At 68.1% G+C, this 15,280-nt stretch carries 14 protein-coding genes; 6 read left to right on the top strand and 8 right to left on the bottom strand.

What is annotated here, in order from left to right; all coding sequences use genetic code 11:
* Positions 1–104 precede the first annotated feature (104 nt).
* A complete protein-coding gene (locus tag NBE95_RS02065; protein ID WP_289894241.1) occupies positions 105–1,493 on the top strand; it encodes a phosphomannomutase in 1,389 nt (462 codons plus the stop codon).
* Here NBE95_RS02065 and NBE95_RS02060 read toward each other — a convergent pair.
* Positions 1,490–2,167: an ABC transporter ATP-binding protein gene (locus NBE95_RS02060; RefSeq protein ID WP_289894240.1), complete on the bottom strand. Its 678-nt coding sequence runs from the start codon at positions 2,165–2,167 to the stop codon at positions 1,490–1,492. The genes NBE95_RS02065 and NBE95_RS02060 overlap by 4 nt on opposite strands.
* Positions 2,168–2,170: 3 nt before the next feature.
* Positions 2,171–3,415, bottom strand: a complete 1,245-nt coding sequence (locus NBE95_RS02055) for a capsule biosynthesis protein (protein WP_289894239.1) — start codon at positions 3,413–3,415, stop codon at positions 2,171–2,173.
* 471 nt (positions 3,416–3,886) lie between these two features.
* Here NBE95_RS02055 and NBE95_RS02050 point away from each other — a divergent pair, with 471 nt between their 5' ends.
* Positions 3,887–4,639 carry an ABC transporter permease gene (locus NBE95_RS02050; protein WP_019352969.1) on the top strand — a complete coding sequence of 251 codons (753 nt, stop codon included), beginning with the start codon at positions 3,887–3,889 and terminating at the stop codon, positions 4,637–4,639.
* Here the strand turns inward: NBE95_RS02050 and NBE95_RS02045 are convergent.
* Entirely contained in the window at positions 4,636–8,100 is a 3,465-nt protein-coding gene (locus NBE95_RS02045; protein ID WP_289894238.1) for a M10 family metallopeptidase C-terminal domain-containing protein, read from the bottom strand. The two genes, NBE95_RS02050 and NBE95_RS02045, sit on opposite strands and share 4 nt — an antisense overlap.
* A 203-nt stretch (positions 8,101–8,303) precedes the next feature.
* On the opposite strand from NBE95_RS02045, the gene rfbC reads away from it, so the two are divergent.
* The 4 genes from rfbC to rfbA are packed head-to-tail and all read left to right on the top strand — an operon-like array spanning position 8,304 to position 11,657.
* Positions 8,304–8,885 (top strand): dTDP-4-dehydrorhamnose 3,5-epimerase, encoded by a 582-nt coding sequence (gene rfbC, locus NBE95_RS02040; protein ID WP_289894237.1) that lies wholly within the window; start codon positions 8,304–8,306, stop codon positions 8,883–8,885.
* Positions 8,882–9,919 carry a dTDP-glucose 4,6-dehydratase gene (gene rfbB / locus NBE95_RS02035; RefSeq protein ID WP_289894236.1) on the top strand — a complete coding sequence of 346 codons (1,038 nt, stop codon included), beginning with the start codon at positions 8,882–8,884 and terminating at the stop codon, positions 9,917–9,919. Before rfbC ends, rfbB begins: the two co-directional genes overlap by 4 nt.
* Entirely contained in the window at positions 9,916–10,767 is an 852-nt protein-coding gene (rfbD, locus tag NBE95_RS02030; protein WP_289894235.1) for a dTDP-4-dehydrorhamnose reductase, read from the top strand. Before rfbB ends, rfbD begins: the two co-directional genes overlap by 4 nt.
* Complete coding sequence (rfbA, locus tag NBE95_RS02025) at positions 10,764–11,657, top strand: glucose-1-phosphate thymidylyltransferase RfbA (RefSeq protein ID WP_289894234.1); 894 nt, start codon at positions 10,764–10,766, stop codon at positions 11,655–11,657. The genes rfbD and rfbA overlap by 4 nt, the downstream gene beginning before the upstream one ends.
* Before the next feature lie 19 nt (positions 11,658–11,676).
* Here the strand turns inward: rfbA and NBE95_RS02020 are convergent, their stop codons facing one another.
* The 5 genes from NBE95_RS02020 to flgG all read right to left on the bottom strand — a co-directional run bounded on the left by NBE95_RS02020 (position 11,677) and on the right by flgG (position 15,278).
* Complete coding sequence (locus NBE95_RS02020; RefSeq protein ID WP_289894233.1) at positions 11,677–12,624, bottom strand: glycosyltransferase; 948 nt, start codon at positions 12,622–12,624, stop codon at positions 11,677–11,679.
* A 74-nt stretch (positions 12,625–12,698) separates the two neighbouring features.
* Positions 12,699–13,301 carry a hypothetical protein gene (locus NBE95_RS02015; RefSeq protein ID WP_289894232.1) on the bottom strand — a complete coding sequence of 201 codons (603 nt, stop codon included), beginning with the start codon at positions 13,299–13,301 and terminating at the stop codon, positions 12,699–12,701.
* A gap of 12 nt (positions 13,302–13,313) precedes the next feature.
* Complete coding sequence (flgH, locus tag NBE95_RS02010) at positions 13,314–14,066, bottom strand: flagellar basal body L-ring protein FlgH (protein ID WP_289894231.1); 753 nt, start codon at positions 14,064–14,066, stop codon at positions 13,314–13,316.
* A 10-nt stretch (positions 14,067–14,076) separates the two neighbouring features.
* Positions 14,077–14,493: a flagellar basal body P-ring formation chaperone FlgA gene (gene flgA, locus NBE95_RS02005; RefSeq protein WP_289894230.1), complete on the bottom strand. Its 417-nt coding sequence runs from the start codon at positions 14,491–14,493 to the stop codon at positions 14,077–14,079.
* Complete coding sequence (gene flgG / locus NBE95_RS02000) at positions 14,493–15,278, bottom strand: flagellar basal-body rod protein FlgG (RefSeq protein ID WP_289894229.1); 786 nt, start codon at positions 15,276–15,278, stop codon at positions 14,493–14,495. Before flgG ends, flgA begins: the two co-directional genes overlap by 1 nt.
* Between the last annotated feature and the right edge of the window lie 2 nt (positions 15,279–15,280).

The following is a 15,280-nucleotide window of genomic DNA, read 5'->3' as shown; positions in this document are numbered from 1 at the left end:
CTCCGCCCTTTGGCGGAGGCCCGACCATCCAGCGATCCTGACGCATTATTCCCATCGCCGGACGGCTGGTGTAGCGAGGGGGGCAGCACAAAGGGGGACATGCCATGGTGACGATGCCCGCGCGGCGGATCGACTGCTTCAAGGCCTATGACGTGCGCGGCCGGCTGGGCTCGGAACTGGACGAGGATGTCGCCTATCGCATCGGCCGCGCCTTCGCGCAGGTCTTGGGCGCGCGGCAGGTGATCGTGGGCCGCGATTCGCGCGCCACCTCGCCGGAACTGGCGGCGGCGCTGATCCGGGGACTGAACGATGCCGGCGCCGATGTCCGCGACCTCGGTCTGGCCGGCACCGAGGAGATGTATTTCGCCACCGCGCATTTCGGCGCCGATGGCGGCATCGAGGTGACGGCCTCGCACAACCCGATCGACTATAACGGCATGAAGCTGGTCGGCCGCGGCGCCGCGCCGCTGGACCCCGAAGGGGATTTCGCGACCCTGGCGGCGCTGGCGCAATCGGGCGCGTTCCCCGAGCCCGAGCGCCGGGGCGAGACGCGGGACTTCCCCGAGGCGCGGGCGATCTATGCCCGGGCCCTGGCCGATTTCATCGACGTGGCGGCGCTGCGCCCGCTGACCGTGCTGGTCAATGCCGGCAACGGCACCGCCGGCCCGACCTTCGACGCCATCGCGGCCGAGCTTGAGCGGCGCGGCGCGCCCCTGCGCTTCATCCGCATCAACCACCAGCCCGACCCGGCCTTCCCGAACGGCATTCCCAATCCGCTGCTGCCGGAAAACCAGCCGATGACCGCAGAGGCGGTGCGCGATCATGGCGCCGACCTGGGCGTGGCCTGGGACGGCGATTTCGACCGCTGCTTCTTCTTCGATGCGCAGGGGAGGTTCATCCCCGGCGAATATGTCGTGGGCCTGCTGGCCGCGGCCTTCCTGGAAAAGCATCCGGGCGAAAAGATCGTGCATGACCCGCGCGTGGTGCTGAACACCCGCGACATGATCGCCAGCGCCGGCGGCCGGGCGGTGCAGGCCCGCACCGGCCACGCCTTCGTCAAGCGCGCCATGCGCGAATCGGGGGCGATCTATGGCGGCGAGATGTCGGCGCATCATTATTTCCGCGACTTCCATTTCGCCGACAGCGGCATGGTGCCCTGGCTGCTGGTGGTCGAGCTGGTCAGTCGCAAGGGCGTCGGACTGGGCGAACTGCTGGCCGAGCGAATGCGCGCCTTCCCGTCCTCGGGCGAGATCAACTTCCGCCTTGACGATCCCGGCGCGGCCATCGACCGGGTGGTGGCGCATTTCGCGCCGCAGGCGATCCGCCGCGACGAAACCGACGGCATCAGCCTGGAACTTCCGGACTGGCGCTTCAACCTGCGCCGCTCGAACACCGAGCCGGTGGTGCGGCTGAACGTCGAATCGCGCGGCGATGCCGGGCTGGTGGCGGCGAAGCGCGCCGAGATCGAGGCGCTGCTGGCCGGGCCGGCCTAGTCGCCGGGCACCGCGGGCGGGACGCGCAGGATGGCCTCGTGATAGGCGATGGCCTCGTTGAGATTCTCGAAGACCGTCAGATGGCCGCGATCCAGAACCGCGCCCATCTGGCACATGTTGCGGATCATCGGCATCGAGTGGCTGACCACGATGGCCCCCGAGGTCTCCATCCGCTCGTTGAACACGCGCTGCGACTTGGCGCGGAAATCCGCGTCGCCGACACTGGTCACCTCGTCGACCAGATAGGTGTCGAAATGAATGCCCATGCTGGTCCCCATCGCCAGCCGCGAACGCATGCCCGAGGAATAGCTGGCGAAGGGCTGGTGGTAATGCTGGCCGAGCTCGGCGAAATCCGCGACATAATCGACCAGCTCGTCGGTGTCGACGCCATAGATCCGGGCGACGAAGCGCACGTTCTGTGCCCCGGTCAGCTCGCCATGGAAACTGCCCATGAAGCCGACCGGCCATGAGATGGTGCCATCCGACAGCACCCGCCCCGAACTGGGCGAGACGGTGCCGGCAATCATGCGCAGCAGCGTCGACTTGCCGGCCCCGTTGCGGCCCAGCAGCGCGACCGAGACGCCGGTGGGGAACACCGCGTTGATGTTGTCGGCCACCACGGTCTGCCGGCCCTTCAGCCGGTAAGCCTTGGTCAGATTCTCCAGCCAGATCATCGCTCAGCCGCGGTCGCGGATGCTGTAATAGATCAGGACAAGAATGGACCAGCCGGCCAACAGCATGCCTGCGACCATCAGCAGCAGCCAGGCCCGGTTCGGCTCGGTCGAGCTTTGCGCCACCTTGGGCTCGATATGCGCGGCGAGATAGCGCGACTGGCGCTGCGCCTCGGCCAGGGCGGTCTCATAGGCGATGCGGGCGGTGCGATAGGCGCCCTCGGCGAATTCGCGGTCCACCGCCAGCTTTTCGTATTCGGCCATGAGCTGGGCATAGCTCTCGCCCGCCGGGCCCTGGCCCTCGGCGCCGAACTTGCTGCGTTCGGCGTCGATGAGGCGGCGCAGGGCGTCGATCTTCTGCTGCGACTGGGTGACGCGGTGATCGGTGGGCTGGGCGTTTTCGATCAGCAGGTCATGCGCGACCAGCACCTCGGCCAGCTGCGCCTGCAGGCCGCTCAGCACGCCCATCTGCCCGGCCAGATCCGCCTCGGGATCGACGATCTGCGACTTCATGCGAAAGGCGGTCATGGCCTGGCGGGTCACGGTCAGCTCGTCGCGGGTCTTGTCCAGCTCCAGCTTGGCCAGCCGCGTCGCGTCCTCCTGGGCGATGGCCGAAAGCTCGTTGATCTTGTCCGAGCTTTGCTTGAACACCGCGGCGGCGATCTGCTGGGCATCCTCGGGGCTGAAGGCGCTGACGTTCAGCGTGATCAGCGCGGTCGAGCTGTCGTAAAGCACCTTGACCTGGCGTTGCCAGTAATCGGTCAGATCCTCGACATGCCCCTCGGGATCGAAGGCAAAGACGAAATCATGCGGCCAGTCGCGCGAGAAGCGTGTGCGCAGGTCAAGCTCGGCGTCGATCTTCTCCACCATGTCCTGGCTGCGGATATATTCGTAAAGGATGTCGGTATCCGAGGCGCCGCCGCCGCCGCCGCCCGCGAACGAGGAGAGCCCGCCCAGCAGGTCGATCGAGGGCACCGACTGCTCCTTGCGGACCGAAAAGCCGACGGTCGAGACATATTGGTCGCTGGCCCGCGCCCAGAGATACCAGGCCCAGAGCACCGTCGGCAGCACCACCAGCGCCAGGAACGAGGCGAGCAGCAGCCAGTGCCGGCGCCGCGGTTGCGCGATGCCGACCGGTGGCCGGATGGGGTGCAGCGCCGCCGGCGGCACCGCCGGCATCTGCCGGGGGCCGGGCTGGGCCACGGCCTGGCCCATCGGCCGCACCGGGATCGGTTGGGATTGCGGCCGCATGGCGGGCGGCTGGTGATTGCCCGGCGCCGGCCGTTGTCCCTGTCCCTGCTGCCCCGGGCCCTGGGGCCGGGGGGCATGCGGCTGCGCCTGCTGCGGACGGGCCTGTTGCGGCCGTTGCTGCTGACCCGGCGGCTGGGGCTGCTGCGGCGGCGCGGCCGGGCGCGGGGCCTGCGGGCCGGGCGCGGGCTGCGCCTGAAACGGCCGGTTCGGACCGGGCTGGGCTGGGCCCGCCGGCGCCGGGTTGGGGGCGGGACGCGCGGGATCTTGCTGTTGGGCGGTCGGCTGGCCGGTCTGGCCGCTGGCCGGGGTGGTGGGGGTGGTCACAGCAGTGGCGCTTTCGCTGGTTTACCTTTTCTGTGCAGTTGTTACATATTGCCGCTCGCCAAGACCAGCTTTTGCGTTCACATGTCCGACATTTCCACCGGTAACCGTCGTCCCCAGCGCCCGTATCGCCACGGGCCGCGTTTTCGCATGGTGCGCATCATCTTCGCGCTGATGCTGCGCGAGATGGCGACGACCTATGGCCGGTCGGCCGGCGGCTATATCTGGGCGGTGCTCGAGCCGGTGCTGGGGGTGACGCTGCTGTCGGTGATCTTCAGCCTGGCGCTGCAGACGCCGGGGCTGGGCACCAACTTCCCGCTGTTCTACGCGACCGGCTTCCTGCCCTTTGCCATGTTCAACGACCTGACGAACAAGGTCGCCACCTCGATCCGCTTCTCGCGGCCGTTCCTGGCCTATCCCAGCGTCACCTTCATCGACGCGATGATCGCCCGGGTGCTGCTGAACGCGCTGACGCATATCGCGGTGATCGCCATCGTGATCACCGGCATCTATGTGATCTACCAGTTGCCGGTGGTGGTGAACCTGGCCTCGGTCTTCGAGGCGCTGCTGCTGATCACCCTGCTGGCGGTCGGGGTGGGCACGATGAACTGCTACCTGATGACCGCCTTCCCGATCTGGGAGCGGGTCTGGCAGATCATCACCCGGCCGCTTTTCCTGATGTCGGGCATCTTCTTCACCTATGACCTGATGCCGAGCCAGGCCCAGAACATCCTGTGGTACAACCCGCTGATCCATTGCATCGGCCTGATGCGCCGGGGCCTCTACCCGACCTATCAGGGCAGCTATATCAACCAGGAGCTGGTGATCGCCGTCTCGCTGGTGCTGCTGGTCCTGGGGCTGATGCTGCTGGAGCGCACCTATCGCAACCTGCTGGAGCGCTAGAGCAGCAGATCCGACGCGTTCAGCGTCGCCAGCGCGCCCAGGTCGATGGTCAGGTCGGTGCGGCCGTCGCCGTCCCGGTCGACCAGAAGCCGATGCGCCTCGGGCTGCGTCCAGTCCAGGCGCACCTGCCCGCTGCCATTGGCCGAAAAGGCGGTCCCGCCGATGAAGACGAGGCCGAGGCCAGACAGGTCGATCCGGTCCTCGCCGGCGCGGAAATCCGTGATCGCATCGCTGCAACCATCCAGGTCGCCGGCATCGGCAAAGACGAAGACATCGGCGCCGGTGCCGCCGGTCAGCGTGTCGAAGCCGCGCCCGCCTTCCAGCCGGTCGGCGCCCTCGCCCCCTTCGAGCAGGTCGTTGCCCAGGCCGCCGGTCAGGGTGTCATCCCCGGCCGCACCGGCCAGGCGATCGCCGCCAAGCCCGCCGATCAGGTTGTCATTGCCTTGGCCGCCGTCCAGAAGATCATCGCCGTCGCCGCCATCCAGCAGATCGTCATCCGCCCCGCCCAGCAGCGTATCGCCCCCGGCAAGGCCCTGGATCGTGTCGCGGCCGTCGTCGCCTTGCAGCCAATCCGCCCCGGCATCGCCAAGGATCGCGTCGCTGCCCGCGCCGCCCTGCACGGTGTTGTTGCCGGTCTCGGCATGGATCAGGTCGTCGCCCTCGCCGCCAAGGATCAGGTCGTGGCCGCTGCCGCCGTAAAGCAGGTCGTTGCCGCTGCCGCCGTCGATGACATCGTGCCCGCCGCCGCCCAGGATCACGTCGTTGCCGGCCCCGCCGTACAGCGTGTCGTTCTCCGGCCCGCCGTCCAGCGAATCGTCGCCCGACTCGCCCTGCATGACATCGTTGCCGAAGCCGCCCAGCATCGTGTCGTTGTCGGCGCCGCCGAACATCAGGTCGTGATCTTGATTGCCATTCATCAGGTCGGCGCCGGCCATGCCGTAAAGCGTGTCATGGCCGGTCCCGCCATGCAGCGCGTCATTGCCCTCGGCGCCGTTCAGCACGTCATGGCCGTCGCCGCCGGCCAGGGTGTCGTTGTCCGTGCCGCCGTCGAGGTTGTCGATGCCGGCGCCGCCATCCATGCGGTCGTCACCCTCGGCGCCGATCAGCGTGTCGAAGCCGCCGCCGCCGTTCAGGCTGTCATTGCCGAGCCCGCCCAGCAAATAGTCGAAACCGGCGCCGGCGATCAGCGTGTCGTTGCCCGGCCCGCCATGCAGCCGGTCGTTGCCGGCGCCGGACTGCATCAGGTCGTTGCCGTCGCCACCCCAAAGCACGCCGTTGCCCAGCATGTCGGTGATGCGGTCGTGACCGCCGCCGCCCAGGATCAGGTCGTGCCCATCGCCGCCATAGAGGGTGTCATTGCCGTTGCCGCCGTCCAGGCTGTCATTCCCGGCCCCGCCGTCGATCCAGTCATTGCCCTCGCCGCCAAGCAGGGTGTCGATCCCAGCCCCGCCCGCCATGCTGTCATTGCCCAGCCCGCCGAACAGATAGTCCAGGCCGGCGCCGGCGATCAGCGTGTCGCTGCCCGGCCCGCCATACAGCCGGTCGTTGCCGGTGCCGGTCTGCATCAGGTCGTTGCCGTCACCGCCCCAAAGCGTGTTGTTGCCCAGCAGGTCGAACATGGCATCGTCGCCGCCCTCGCCATAGAGCAGGTCGTGGCCCGTCTCGCCCCGCAGGGTGTCGGCGCCGGCGCCGCCGGCCAGCGCGTCATCGCCGCTGCCGGCCCATAGCCGGTCGTTGCCGGTGCTGCCGAACAGCCGGTCGTTGCCGTCGCCGCCGAACAGCCGGTCGTTGCCATCGCCGCCGCGCAGCGTGTCATTGCCGAGCGCGCCGGAAAGATCGTCGTTGCCGGCCCCGCCCAGCAGCAGATCGTTGCCGGCATAGCCGAAGACGTTCGAGCCGTTGCGGCCGGCGCTGAGGGTATCGTTCCGCAAGGTGCCAGAGACGGTCGTGCGCATGTCGGGGGCCTCGTAATGGGCGATGGGGAAAAGCGAATTGTCGAAGGCGCCGGCCTGCAGCATGCTGTTGTTGGGCGTGGTGACCCAGATCACCGAATTGCCGTAGAAGATCTTGATTCCGAAGGCCTGCGGGCGAAACACCAGCTGGTCGGTGCTGCGGATCATGCCCAGGAAGGACAGGTCCAGCCGGTCCACGCCGGGTTCGAAATCGGTGATGGTGATCTTGCCGCCGACCTCCTTGACGACGAAGACATCGGCGCCGGCGCCGCCGGTCATGCGCAGCGGCTCGGCCCCGGCGATCAGGATGTCGTCGCCCGCCCCGCCGTCGAGAACCGTGGTGCCGGCGCTGGCCTGCATCAGGTCGCTGGCCCCGGTTCCGGTCTGGCGGCCCGCCCCGACCACCCCGGTCTTGCCGATGCTGCCCGGTTCAAGGACGAATTGCGTGATCCCGCTTTCGGTCCGGGACGAGACGAACAGCGCGATCCGGCCGTCGATCACCGCGGCCGACAGGGCCGAGACATCGGCCAGCGTCTGGTCGTCGGTATCGACCAGCGCGGTCAGGTGCAGCAGCTTGCCATCGGGCAAAACGGTAAAGACGCTGATCCCGTCGTCGCCGCCGCCGACAAAGACGAAGGCGCGGCCGTCCATGGTCACCGTCTCCAGCGCCGTGGCGCCGGCAAACCGGGTGCTGCGCTCGTCGACGACATGGTCGGCCGGCAGCAGTTCGCCGCCATAGGTCAGCCGCATGGTGGTCAGGGACGAGCTTTGCGCGCCGGCGACCACCAGATAGGTCACCCCGGCCACCGTGACCGTGTCCAGGTGGCTGGGCTGGTCCATGCCGAGCCCGCGATAGGACCAGAGCATCTGCGCCGGGCCAAGCGTGCCATCGGCCATCACCATCTGCACCGAGACGTAATTGCCCAGGCCAGAGGCCGCGATGATGAAGCTGCGGTCGGCCAGGGTGGTGACATGCAGCGCGTCGATCTCGGTTCCCTGTATGCCCGAACCGGCCGGCAGCGCGGCCCGCGTGACATGGCCCAGCCCGCCATCGGCGCCGATGCGCCAGATGTCGATGGCGGTCTGCCCGTTCCGCGCCGAACACAGGAAATCGCCCAGCGGCGTCTGGAACTGCTGCAGCCCGATCAGATCCGCGGGCAGGGCGCCCGGCCCGGCGCCGTCCTGGAAACCGCCCTGGCTGTCCAGGCGGAGGCCGGGGTCCGGTCCCACGCGCAGCCCGGTGCCGATCAGGACCGGGTTGCCGCCCAGCGTCACGATGCTGGCCGAGGGCGGGCCGGCATGACCGATGCCCGCCGGATAGGCGCGGGTGGTCATCACCTCGATCGGCTGGTCGGCGGCGCCGATGCGCCAGGCCACCATGCCGCCGCCGACATGGGTCAGGCTGTAAAGCGCATGCCCGTCGGGTCCGGCATGGGTCTGCAGGTCGGTGATATTGGTCACGAAAGGCGCGTCGGCGCCCGTATAGGTGGCAACGTGACGATAGCGCATCGCTGGCTTCGCTTGTGGCAGATCATGGTGGTTCGGGACAATTCCCCATGACCTGACAAAGCGGTCACTTGCGTCGCGAAGTCACGCATTATTCCCCGTGCATTTTAACGGCCGCGGGCCTAGGTTGAGCGCCGGCGCAGCCCTTGTGCGCCGTGTCGGGTTCCTCCATACGCCTCTGCGTGGGGCCAATCTGGTTGGTGTAGATGCAGATCGAAAAGACCGCGCTGCCCGGGGTTCTGGTGCTTGTTCCCCGGCGCTTTGGCGATGACCGTGGATTCTTCTCGGAAAGCTGGAACCGGAGGCTGCTGCACGAGGCCGGGGTCGACCTGCCGGAATTCGTGCAGGATAATCATTCGTTATCCTTGGTTTCGGGGACATTGCGCGGTCTGCATTTTCAGGCGCCGCCGCATGCCCAAGGCAAGCTGGTGCGCTGTGGACGCGGGCGGCTGTTCGACGTGGCCGTCGATATCCGCAAGGGCAGCCCGACCTATGGGCAATGGGTCGGGGCCGAACTGTCCTTCCAGAACGGCCGCCAGCTCTGGATTCCGCCGGGCTTCCTGCACGGTTTCCTGACCCGGGAACCCGAGACGGAAATCCTCTACAAATGTACAGATCATTACGCCCCGGATTGCGATGGGGCGGTGGCCTGGGACAGTATCGGCATCGAGTGGGGCCTTGAAGGCCGGCCGATCCTTTCGGCCAAGGATGCCGAGGCCCCGGCCCTGAACGAGTTCGACAGCCCCTTCACCTATGAGGGGCCTTTTGATTACGAGGCGAGATTATGAAGATTCTGGTGACTGGCGGCGCGGGATTCATCGGTTCGGCGGTGGTGCGGCTGGCGGTGGCGCGCGGGCATCGGGTGGTGAACCTGGATTCGCTGACCTATGCCGCCAATCTCGAAAACGTCGCCTCGGTTTCGGCCAGCCCGCTCTATGCCTTCGAGCAGGCCGATATCCGCGACCGCGCGGCGCTGGACCGCATCCTGGCCGCGCATCGGCCCGATGCGATCATGCATCTGGCCGCCGAAAGCCATGTCGACCGCTCGATCGACGGGCCGGGCGCCTTCATCGAGACCAATGTCACCGGCACCTACAACCTTCTGGAAGCCGCGCGGGCCTATTGGATGGGGCAGGGCCTGCCCGAGCGGTTCCGCTTTCACCATATCTCGACCGACGAGGTCTTCGGCTCGCTGGGCGAGACCGGCCAGTTCACCGAAACCACGCCCTATGACCCGCGCAGTCCCTATTCGGCCTCCAAGGCCGCCTCGGACCATTTGGTGCGGGCCTGGCACGAGACCTATGGCCTGCCGGTGGTGCTGACCAATTGCTCGAACAATTACGGGCCCTTCCACTTCCCGGAAAAGCTGGTGCCGGTGGTGATCCTGAACGCGCTGCACGGAAGGCCGATCCCGGTCTATGGCGACGGCGGCAATGTCCGCGACTGGCTCTATGTCGAGGATCACGCCGACGCGCTGCTGCTGGTGCTGGAAAAGGGCGCCCTGGGCGAAAGCTACAACATCGGCGGCGAGAACGAGGCGAAGAACATCGACCTGGTGCGCACGATCTGCGCGCATATGGACCGGCTGCGCCCCGATTCCGCGCCGCATGAGCGGCTGATCACCTTCGTCGCCGACCGCCCCGGCCACGACCGGCGCTATGCCATCGACCCGACCCGCATCCGCACCGAACTGGGCTGGCGCCCCTCGGTCACGGTCGAGGAGGGGCTGAGGCGGACCGTCGAATGGTATCTGGCGAACGAGGGTTGGTGGCGGCCGCTGCTGACCCGGCAGGGGGTGGGCGAAAGGCTCGGCACGGCATGACGGGCCTGCTGGTCTTCGGCCGCACCGGACAGGTCGCGACCGAACTGGCGCGGCTGGTTCCCGATGCGCGCTTCCTGGGCCGCGACCGGGTCGATCTGGCCGATCCGGCGGCCTGCGCCGCGGCGATCCAGGCATCGGGTTGCGCGGCGGTGCTGAACGCCGCGGCCTATACCGCCGTCGACCGCGCCGAATCCGAATCCGACCTGGCGCGCCGGATCAATGCCGAGGCTCCCGCCGCCATGGCCCGGGCGGCGGCGGAACGGCGGGTGCCTTTCCTGCATATCTCGACCGATTACGTCTTCGACGGCTCGGGCGAACAGCCCAGGGCCGAGACCGACCCGACCGGCCCGCTGGGCGTCTACGGCGCCACCAAGCTGGCCGGTGAACGGGGTATTGCCGCCGCCGGCGGGCAATGGGCGGTGCTGCGCACCTCCTGGGTGTTCTCGGCCCATGGCACGAATTTCGTCAGGACCATGTTGCGGCTGGCGGCCGAGCGCGACGAACTGCGCGTCGTCGCCGACCAGCACGGCGGTCCGACCCCGGCGGCCGATATCGCCGCCGCCTGCCTGACCATGCTGGCCGCCATGCGGACGGATGTGGCGCGCGGCGGTCTGTATCACTTTGCCGGGGCGCCGGATGCCAGCTGGGCCGGCTTCGCGCGCGAGATCATGGCGCAGGCGGGACTTTCCTGCCGCGTCACCGGAATTTCCACGGCGGACTATCCCACCCCCGCCCGGCGCCCGGCCAATTCGCGCCTGGATTGCGCCGCCATTTTGCGGGATTTCGGCATCAGTCGCCCCGACTGGCGCGCCGGTCTCGCCAAGGTCTTGCAGGAGCTGAAACCATGACCCGACCCGAGAATCCTCCCAACCGCCGCAAGGGCATCATTCTGGCCGGCGGCTCGGGCACGCGGCTCTATCCGATCACCATGGGCGTGTCGAAACAGCTGCTGCCGATCTATGACAAGCCGATGATCTATTACCCGATCACCGTGCTGATGCTGGCCGGCATCCGCGAGATCGCCATCATCACCACCCCCGAGGACCAGGAGCAGTTCCGCCGCCTGCTGGGCGACGGCAGCCAATGGGGGCTGCGCTTCGACTATCTCGTGCAGCCCTCGCCCGACGGGCTGGCGCAGGCCTATCTGTTGGCCGAGGATTTCCTGGCCGGCGCGCCCTCGGCCATGGTGCTGGGCGACAACATCTTCTTCGGCCACGGCCTGCCCCTGCTGCTTGACGCCGCCGATCGGCGCAATGCGGGCGGCACGGTCTTCGGCTATCGCGTCGCCGACCCGGAGCGCTATGGCGTCGTCGCCTTCGACGAACAGGGCAAGGCCAGCGCCATCATCGAGAAGCCGCAGGTCCCGCCCTCGGATTACGCGGTGACCGGGCTTTATTTCCTGGACGGCACCGCGCCCGCCCGCGCGCGCGAGGTGCGCCCCTCGGCCCGGGGCGAGCTGGAGATCACCACCCTGCTGGAAACCTACCTGCACGAGGGCAGCCTGACGGTCGAGAGGATGGGCCGCGGCTTTGCCTGGCTCGACACCGGCACGCATGCGAGCCTGCTGGATGCCGGCAATTTCGTGCGCACGCTGGAACAGCGGCAGGGGTTGCAGACCGGCTGCCCCGAGGAGATCGCCTTCGACATGGGCTGGATCGACGCCGAGAAATTGCAGGATCAGGCGCGGAAATTCGCCAAGAACCAGTATGGTGCCTATCTGGCGCGCTTGCTGGGATAGGGCGGGCCTCGTTGCGCGCCTAGGCGCTCTTCTGCCGCCGCTGGCGCAGACGACCGGCAAGCGCTGCGCCGAGCAGCGCAACGCTTCCGCTGCGGCTTTGCCGGTAAAGCCGCATCCTCAGGATCTGGACCAGCGCCTCTGGTCCGCTCGCTTGCAGCATCTGGCCGAAACGCCGCAGCAATTCCCTGTTTTCGGGCAGGAACAGATGGGCCACAGGCTCCAGCGCGCGCTGATTGCGCCTCAGCCAGCCGGCGAAGCTGCCATCCATCAGCATCGAGGCGCGGCCGGCCTTGGCCCGCGCCGTGTCGTTGCGGCCCATCAGGTTGCCCGGGTGCTGGCGATAGAGCAGGACCTGCGCGCTGTCCCGCCGGATCGCGGCTCCCGCCCCGGAAAGTGCCTGGTAGGCCCACCAGTCATGGGCATGGACATCGGCGGCCTGGGCCGCGGGGGTTGCCGCTTGCAGGATCCGCAGCGCCTCGGCATTGGCCAGGATGGTGTTGCCCGGCAGTGCGGATTGCACCAGCGCATTGCGAAAGCCGAAGGGGCCGGGGAAATGCGGCGCGGGGGCGATGGGGATCAGCGCCTCGTCGCAGACCGTCGTGCGCGCGGCCCAGATCGCGGCGCCTTTCCGTTCCGCCAGGAAAGCCGCGCCAAGCGCCAGGCGCCCGGGATGCCAGAGATCGTCCTGGTCGGCATAGGCCAGCCAGCCGCCCGGATCGGCCCGCGCCGTCAGATGCAGGAAGTTCTGCGTCGATCCGCGCCTGGGACCCTCGATCACCTCGACCTGGCCCTGCGGCCGGCTGGCGGCGAATTCGCCCAGGATCTGCCGCGAGCCGTCCGTCGAGCCGTCGTCGGACACCAGCAGCCGCCAGTTGGTCACGCTTTGCGCGGCGATGCTGTCGAGCTGCGCGCGCAGGAACCGCGCGCCGTTATAGCAGGCCAGGGCGATGGTGATCGGCGGGTGCATGCATTCTCCGAAGCGTCGCGATGCCCATATACCGATCGGCGCCGGTCGGCCAGTGCAGGCCAGGCGGGCCGAACCTATTGCTCCTGCCGGCCGATATCCTCGATCAGGATGCGCTGCACGCTGGGTCCGGCCGCTTTCCGGGCGGCGGCCAGCAATGCCTCGCGCAGGCGCTCCAGGGCCGGCTCGGCGGTGAAATTGCCATCGAACCCGCCGGTATTCGCCTGAATCATCAACGCGTTCAGCAAAGCGTCGCGCAGGCGATGTTCCTGTGCCTCGATCTCGGGCCGGGCCGCGGCCGGCATCTCGATGGTCAGCGACAGGACCATGATCGCCGTCGGGTTGCCGTTGCGCAGGATCGGCACGAAGAACTGGTTGGGAAACTTGAACCAGTCCTGGCCAGCTTCGCTTTCGGTGCTGGCGGCATGGCCGTCGGCCGCTGCGTCGTGCCCGGCCCCCGCGGTGCCGCCTTCCGCGCCATGGCCGGCGCCTGCCTCGGCTTCCGCCTCCGCCTCTGCCTCCGCCTCTGCCTCCGCCTCGGCATGCGCCGCATCGGCATCGGCATCGGACGGTGTCGCCGTTGTGCCAGAGGCGCTTTTCGCCGCATGCAGCATGTCGCCGCCGATGGCGCCGCCGACGAAGGTCAGCAGGGGCATAAGCAGGATCAGGATCTTCTTCACGGGTGGGCTTCCTTAGTAAGGCAGGACGATATCGGCGATCTGCTGGCCGTAACGCGGCTGCTGGACGTCGCTGATCTGGCCGCGACCGCCGTAGGAGATGCGGGCGCCGGCGATCCGGTCGTAGGAGATCTCGTTGCGCCGGCCGATATCCGAGGGGCGGACGAAACCGCTGACCGTCAGTTCGCGCACCTCGTAATTGACCCGCACCTCCTGCGTGCCCTGGATGCGCAGCACGCCGTTGGGCAGGCGGTCGACCACGGTCGCGGCGACACGCAGGGTCAGCTTGTCGCGGCGCGAGATGTTGCCGCTGCCCTTGAAGCTGGAGGAGGCCTTGGCCTCGGCCAGTTCGTCCATGCTGGCGCCCTCGGGCAACACTTCGTCGATGCGCTGCGGCAGACCCATCATCGAGGGGATGCTGACCTTGTCGGCCGAACTGCGGCTGCGGCCCGAGCTGTTCTGGATCTCGGCGCGGTCGTCGATCTCGATGACGACGGTCAGAATGTCGCCGCGGGTCGAGGCGCGCCGGTCCGCGACCAGTGAATTCTGCGCGCTGGTCCAGAGCGATGCGGCGCTGTCCGGGCGGTCCGGCAACTCCTGCGAGCCATATCCTTGCGAGGTCATGGCCTGGAACTCGACGCTGCTTTCCGGCTCGGTCATGTCCGGCGCCTGACCGATCTGCGAGACCCGCCCGCAGGCCGATAGCGACAAGGCGATGAGCGCGGCGCCGATCAGCAGATCGGGGCGTCGGGGCGTGGCGTCGGGCATGGTCTCTCTTTCAGTGCTGCTCGATGATGACGGTTCCGTCCGGGGCGACACGGCCCGAGACGGTGACGCGCGATGCGTTGTTCATGACGCGGATGATCTGCCCGACGCTGCCGGCGGACAGGGCACGCCCCTCGGCCTCAATGCGCAGGGCGGATTTCTCATAGGCGATGGTGACGATCTGGTTGCGGCCGACCAGCGTGGGCGCGGTCAGGAAGGAGGGGTCGATCCGGCGGCCCTGATAGACCATGACCCGCAGTTGCTGGCCGGCGACCTGGGCGACATCCGCGACCCCGCCGGGCTGGTCCTCGGCGATGGCGACGTCGCCGGGGGCGATCACGGTGCCGGCGGGCAGGGTGCGCGTGGCCACCACCGATCCGGCCAGCCCCGCTTGCGGCAGCATCAGCAGCAGAAGAAGCAGGGCTTTCATCAGCGCACCTGCACCGTGGTGCCCAGCATCTGGTCGGCGGCGGTGATCACCTTTGAATTCAGCTCGTAGCCGCGCTGCGCCTTGATCAGCTCGGCGATCTCGCGCACCGGATCGACGGCGCTTTCCTCCAGGAAACCCGAGCGGATCGTGCCCAGCCCCTCTTGCCCCGGCGTGGCGACCTGCGGCGGGCCGGAGGCCACGGTTTCCAGGAACAGGTTCGATCCGACCGCCTCGAGCCCCTTCTCGTTGATGAAATTGGCCAGGGTGATCTGGCCCAGGTTCTCGGGTTCGACGCGGTCGCTGAAATAGGCGAAGACCTCGCCATTGGCGTTGATCGAGATGCTGCGCGCGTCCTCGGGGATGGTGATGTCGGGCACCAGCGGATAGCCCTCGGAGGTCACGACCTGCCCCTCGGCCGAGCGTTTCAGACTGCCGTCGCGGGTATAGCCCGAGAGACCCGAGGGCAGGGTGACTTCCAGATAGCCGCTGCCGTCGATGGCGATGTCCAGATCGCCCTTGGTTTCGGTCAGCGATCCCTGCGCCGGCATGATGGTGACGCTGGCCGGCCGCACGCCCAGGCCCAGCTGCACGCCGGCGGGGACCATCGCGCCGTTCGTAGCGGTCAGCGTGCCCGGCCGGGTGGCCTGCTGGTATTGCAGGTCGGCGAATTCGGCCCGCCGGGCGTTGTAGCCGGTGGTCGACATGTTGGCGAGGTTGTTCGAGATGACCTCGACGCGCATCTGCTGCGCGCTCATCCCGGTCGCTGCGATCTGAAGGGCTCTCATGT

The sequence above is a fragment of the Paracoccus sp. TOH genome (assembly GCF_030388245.1).
GTDB classification, from domain to species: Bacteria; Pseudomonadota; Alphaproteobacteria; order Rhodobacterales; family Rhodobacteraceae; genus Paracoccus; species Paracoccus simplex.
Note: the sequence above shows the minus strand (reverse complement) of the source record. Positions and strands in the feature narration are given on the sequence as shown.

Coding starts and splice junctions, on each gene's coding strand:
- NBE95_RS02065 (WP_289894241.1), top strand. CDS start 105: ATGGTGACGATGCCCGCGCGGCGGATCGACTGCTTCAAGGCCTATGAC.
- NBE95_RS02060 (WP_289894240.1), bottom strand. CDS start 2,167: ATGATCTGGCTGGAGAATCTGACCAAGGCTTACCGGCTGAAGGGCCGG.
- NBE95_RS02055 (WP_289894239.1), bottom strand. CDS start 3,415: ATGCGGCCGCAATCCCAACCGATCCCGGTGCGGCCGATGGGCCAGGCC.
- NBE95_RS02050 (WP_019352969.1), top strand. CDS start 3,887: ATGGTGCGCATCATCTTCGCGCTGATGCTGCGCGAGATGGCGACGACC.
- NBE95_RS02045 (WP_289894238.1), bottom strand. CDS start 8,100: ATGCGCTATCGTCACGTTGCCACCTATACGGGCGCCGACGCGCCTTTC.
- rfbC (WP_289894237.1), top strand. CDS start 8,304: ATGCAGATCGAAAAGACCGCGCTGCCCGGGGTTCTGGTGCTTGTTCCC.
- rfbB (WP_289894236.1), top strand. CDS start 8,882: ATGAAGATTCTGGTGACTGGCGGCGCGGGATTCATCGGTTCGGCGGTG.
- rfbD (WP_289894235.1), top strand. CDS start 9,916: ATGACGGGCCTGCTGGTCTTCGGCCGCACCGGACAGGTCGCGACCGAA.
- rfbA (WP_289894234.1), top strand. CDS start 10,764: ATGACCCGACCCGAGAATCCTCCCAACCGCCGCAAGGGCATCATTCTG.
- NBE95_RS02020 (WP_289894233.1), bottom strand. CDS start 12,624: ATGCACCCGCCGATCACCATCGCCCTGGCCTGCTATAACGGCGCGCGG.
- flgH (WP_289894231.1), bottom strand. CDS start 14,066: ATGCCCGACGCCACGCCCCGACGCCCCGATCTGCTGATCGGCGCCGCG.
- flgA (WP_289894230.1), bottom strand. CDS start 14,493: ATGAAAGCCCTGCTTCTTCTGCTGCTGATGCTGCCGCAAGCGGGGCTG.
- flgG (WP_289894229.1), bottom strand. CDS start 15,278: ATGAGAGCCCTTCAGATCGCAGCGACCGGGATGAGCGCGCAGCAGATG.